General features: G+C 75.9%; 3 protein-coding genes and 1 pseudogene. All 4 read left to right on the top strand.

Annotated features, from left to right (window positions below; genetic code table 11):
- Positions 1 to 195: 195 nt before the first annotated feature.
- Positions 196 to 1,053, top strand: a complete 858-nt coding sequence (gene rsmA / locus HCN52_RS21915; protein WP_168090172.1) for a 16S rRNA (adenine(1518)-N(6)/adenine(1519)-N(6))-dimethyltransferase RsmA — start codon at positions 196 to 198, stop codon at positions 1,051 to 1,053.
- A gap of 38 nt (positions 1,054 to 1,091) precedes the next feature.
- Entirely contained in the window at positions 1,092 to 2,120 is a 1,029-nt protein-coding gene (locus HCN52_RS21910; RefSeq protein WP_168090171.1) for a 4-(cytidine 5'-diphospho)-2-C-methyl-D-erythritol kinase, read from the top strand.
- 326 nt (positions 2,121 to 2,446) lie between these two features.
- The gene (locus HCN52_RS21905; protein ID WP_168090170.1) at positions 2,447 to 4,315 is read left to right on the top strand and encodes an ABC-F family ATP-binding cassette domain-containing protein; all 1,869 of its coding nucleotides are present in this window, start codon (positions 2,447 to 2,449) and stop codon (positions 4,313 to 4,315) included.
- A 177-nt stretch (positions 4,316 to 4,492) separates the two neighbouring features.
- Positions 4,493 to 4,853 (top strand): annotated as a pseudogene (locus HCN52_RS24945) (hypothetical protein); the annotation flags it as partial.

Raw genomic sequence — 4,853 nt, 5'->3', positions numbered from 1 at the left:
CGGCGTCCACTGCCGCTCCTTGACGAAGCCGAACTTCTCGCAGAGCTGGCCGGCGGTCATCTCCCGGCCCTTGCCGAGGGCGACGCGACCGACGACCCCGCCACCGGTCGCCCCGCCGCCGGCAGTGCGACCGCCGCCGCGACCCCGGCGCGCAGCACCCCTGCCCCCGGCGCGGCAGCCGTCTCCGACGACGCGCTGCTCGGCCCCGCGGACATCCGCGAGCTGGCGGCGGTGCTCGGGGTCCGGCCCACCAAGCAGCGCGGCCAGAACTTCGTGATCGACCCCAACACCGTCCGCCGCATCGTGCGCGCGGCCGGGGTGGGCCCGGACGACGCCGTCGTCGAGGTCGGCCCCGGCCTCGGCTCACTGACCCTGGCGCTGCTGCGCGCAGCCGGGCACCTCACCGCGGTGGAGATCGACGACGTGCTGGCGGCGGCGCTCCCGGCCACCGTCACCGCCCGTGCCCCGGAGCACGCCGACCGGTTCGACCTGGTGCACGCCGACGCGATGCGCGTCACCGAACTGCCCGGCCCTGCGCCGACCGCGCTGGTCGCGAACCTGCCGTACAACGTCGCCGTCCCGGTGCTGCTGCACATGCTGGCCCAGTTCCCGTCGATCGAGCGGACGCTGGTGATGGTGCAGGCCGAGGTGGCCGACCGGCTGGCCGCTCCGCCCGGCTCGCGGGTCTACGGCGTGCCGTCGGTGAAGGCCGCCTGGTACGCGGACACCCGCCGCGCGGGCGCCATCGGGCGCAATGTCTTCTGGCCCGCGCCGAACGTGGACTCCGGCCTGGTGTCGCTGGTGCGGCGCGACCCGCCCGTGACGACCGCCTCCCGGCTGGAGGTCTTCGCCGTGGTGGACGCGGCGTTCGCCCAGCGGCGCAAGACGCTGCGCTCGGCGCTGGCGGGCTGGGCTGGTTCGCCGGCGGCCGCCGAGGCGGCGCTGACGGCCGCCGGCGTCTCCCCGCAGGCGCGGGGCGAGGCACTGACCGTGGACGAGTTCGCCCGGATCGCCGAGAACGGCCCCCGGCGCGCCACCGAGGAGGCAGCGTGACCACCGCACGTCCCGAGCCCGGCACCGCGTCGGTGTCGATCACCGCGTCGGCACCCGACGCCACCACGCCCGACCCGCGGACCCCCGGCGGCCCCGCGGGTGGCCCCGAGGTCGGCGCCGCGCCCCGCACCGCCTCCGCGACGGCACCGGCCAAGGTCAACGTGCAGCTCGCGGTGGGCCCGGTCCGCCCCGACGGGTACCACGACCTGGCCAACGTCTTCCTGGCGGTGGAGCTGCACGACCGCGTCACCGTCACCGAGACCGCCGCCGAAGCCGCCGCCGACAGCGGCGGTGCGCGCGTCAGCTGCACCGGGCCCGGCGCCGACCTCGTGCCGGCCGACGCGACCAACCTCGCCTGGCGCGCGGTGGAACTGCTGGCTGCGCACCATGGCCGCCGCCCCGACGTCGCGGTCCACATCGACAAGGACATCCCGGTCGCCGGGGGCATGGCCGGCGGCAGCGCCGACGCCGCCGCCGCGCTGCTTGCGTGCGACGCGCTCTGGGGCACCGCCACGCCGCGCGACGAACTGCTCTCGATCGCGGCGGAGTTGGGTTCGGACGTCCCGTTCTCCGTCGTCGGTGGCGCCGCGCTCGGGCGCGGCCGGGGCGAGGTGCTCACCGAGCTGCCCGTCTCGGGGCCCTTCCACTGGGTGTTCGCCCTCGCGGACGGCGGGCTCTCCACCCCGAAGGTCTACGCCGAGTGCGACCGGCTCCGAGGGGACGCTGCCGTCCCCGCCCCGGAGCCGTCCCCCGAGCTGCTGACGGCGCTGCGCGACGGGGACACCACCGGTCTCGCCGGCGCCCTCGCCAACGACCTCCAGGACGCGGCGCTGTCGCTGCGGCCCTCGCTGGCGGACACTCTGGCGGCGGGCCTCGCGGCCGGGGCGCCGGCCGCCCTCGTCTCCGGTTCCGGACCGAGCTGCGCGTTCCTCGCGCCGGACGCCGCATCCGCCGACCGGATCGCCGCCGCGCTCGCGGAGTCCGGTACCTGCCGCGCGGCACGGGTCACCACCGGCCCCGCACCCGGGGCCCGGGTGGTCTCCGCGCCCGTTCGCGGCGTGCACTGACCCCGTTCCGGAGGGCGCACCCGTCCCGCGGCGGATCGTTCACGACCGCACGACCGCACGACCGCACGACCGCCGCGCCGCCCGGGACACCGGTCCGACCGGAAACGGGCGGGGCGGCGCGCGCCGCCCCCGCGTCGGCCGGGTGGCGAGGGAGTGGACGGGCGCGCCCCGACCGGGAGCCGAAGGCCCGCGTCACCAGCACGCGCCGCACCGCCACCGCCCCTGTCACCGTCACCGCCACTGCCACCGCCGTCAGTACCGCCCCGCGCCCCCGCCGCCGGAGTCCGCCCGAGCCGTCCGCCCGCCGCACTACCCTGGGACCCCTCATGGCCACACCCACGAAGAACCTCGTCAACCTGGAATCGGTCCACAAGGTCTACGGCACCCGGACCCTGCTGGACGACCTCTCGCTCGGCGTCGGAGAGGGGGACCGCATCGGCGTCGTCGGCCGCAACGGCGACGGCAAGACGACCCTCATCCGGGTGCTGACCCGGCTGGAGGAGCCGGACAGCGGCCGCGTCACCCACGCCGGCGGGCTGCGGGTCGGCGTGCTGACCCAGCACGACTCGCTCGACCCGGAGGCCACGATCCGGCACGAGGTGATCGGCGACCGCGCCGACCACGAGTGGGCGGGCGACGCCAAGGTCCGCGACGTCCTCACCGGCCTCTTCGGCGGGCTGGACCTGCCCGGCTTCACCGACGGACTCGACACCCGCATCGGCCCGCTCTCCGGCGGCGAACGGCGCCGCATCGCCCTCGCCCGGCTGCTCATCGCCGAGCAGGACCTGCTGGTCCTCGACGAGCCGACCAACCACCTCGACGTCGAGGGCATCTCCTGGCTCGCCCGCCACCTGCGCGACCGCCGGTCCGCCCTGGTCTGCGTCACCCACGACCGGTGGTTCCTGGACCAGGTCTGCACCCGCGTCTGGGACGTGCAGCGCGGCACCGTCCACGCCTACGAGGGCGGGTACAGCGACTACGTCTTCGCCCGCGCCGAGCGGGAGCGGATCGCCGCCACCGAGGAGTCCAAGCGGCAGAACCTCATGCGGAAGGAGCTGGCCTGGCTGCGCCGGGGCGCGCCCGCCCGGACCAGCAAGCCCCGGTTCCGGATCGAGGCCGCCAACGCGCTGATCGCCGACGTACCGCCGCCGCGCGACGGCGCGGAGCTGATGAAGTTCGCCACCGCCCGGCTGGGCCGGACCGTCTTCGACCTGGTGAACGTGACGCTGAAGGTCGGTGCCGAGGCCGACGGTTCGGGGGGCCGGGAGCTGCTGCACCAGCTCACCTGGCAGCTCGGCCCGGGCGACCGGATCGGCCTGGTCGGCGTCAACGGCGCGGGGAAGACCTCGCTGCTGCGGGCGCTCGCCGAGACGGCGGCGGACGGCGGCGAGGGCGTCTCGACGCTGGTGACCGGCGGCCGGATCAAGGTCGGGCGCACGGTTCGACTCGCCTACCTGTCGCAGGAGGTCGCCGAGCTGGACCCCGAACTCCGGGTGCTCCAGGCGGTCGAGCAGATCCGCGGTCGCGTCGACCTCGGCAAGGGCCGGGAGATGACCGCCGGCCAGCTCTGCGAGAAGTTCGGCTTCGTCAAGGAGCGGCAGTGGACGCCGGTCGGCGACCTCTCCGGCGGTGAGCGCCGACGGCTCCAGATCCTGCGGCTGCTCATGGACGAGCCGAACGTGCTCTTCCTCGACGAGCCCACCAACGACCTCGACATCGAGACGCTGACCCAGCTGGAGGACCTCCTCGACGGCTGGCCCGGCTCCCTCGTCGTGATCAGTCACGACCGGTTCTTCCTGGAGCGGACCACCGATCGGGTGCTGGCGCTGCTCGGGGACGCCACCCTGCGGATGATGCCGCGCGGCGTCGACGAGTACCTGGAGCGCCGGGCCGCCCGGCGGGAGGACGCCTCCCGGACCGCGGCCGGCTCGTCGTCGTCGGGCGGCGGCGGGGGATCGGCCGCCGCCCCGGCCGCCAAGCCGGCGCAGCTGTCGCGGGCCGCGCAGAAGGAGACCCAGAAGATCGAGCGGCAGCTGGACCGGATCTCCGAGAAGGAGACGGCGCTGCACGCCGAGATGGCGGCCAGCGCCACCGACTTCGGGCGCGTGGCCGATTTGGACACCCAGCTCCGGGAGCTGTCCGCCCAGCGCGACGAGCTGGAGACCCGCTGGCTGGAGCTGGCCGAGGACGCCTGAGCCACGGGGCGGGCCCGCGGGCCCCCCCCGTCCCCGCTCGCCGGAAGTCCTGATCGTTCGGGAACCGCCGGGGGTCGTTCGGCTGTCCGGTGGTAGAAAGAGCGTTGCGTACTTTCAGCCGACCAGTACCCCGGGGCGGGCCCGCACGACAGCCTGATTCCGGTCATTGGGGGAAACATGTCTCAGCCGCCGCCTCCGCCCGGCCCACCGCCGGGCAGGCCGTCCGGTCAGCCGGACGAGCCCTCGGACGAGCAGTCCGGCAGCCCGGGCGACACCGGTTCGCCGTCGGCCGGCGGTCCGCCCGCCGACGCGCCGTCGACGCCGCCCGCGGTGGAGTACGCCCCCACGGAACTGGCGATGCCCGCGGCCACGCCGCCCCCGCCGCCCGGCCCGCCGCCGGCGCCGGGCACCCCGCCGTCCACCGCGTCCGAGGGCACCGACCGGCCCGCCGACGCTGCTGCCGACGGCGTACAGCTCGGCGCGGTCGTCCTCCAGTGCTCCGATCTCCCACAGCGCGTTGCCGGTGGCGATCTCGACC

This window comes from Streptomyces bohaiensis, assembly GCF_012033785.1.
GTDB lineage: Bacteria > Actinomycetota > Actinomycetes > Streptomycetales > Streptomycetaceae > Streptomyces > Streptomyces bohaiensis.
This window is presented reverse-complemented; position numbering and strand designations above follow the sequence as displayed.

Coding starts and splice junctions, on each gene's coding strand:
- HCN52_RS21905 (WP_168090170.1), top strand. CDS start 2,447: ATGGCCACACCCACGAAGAACCTCGTCAACCTGGAATCGGTCCACAAG.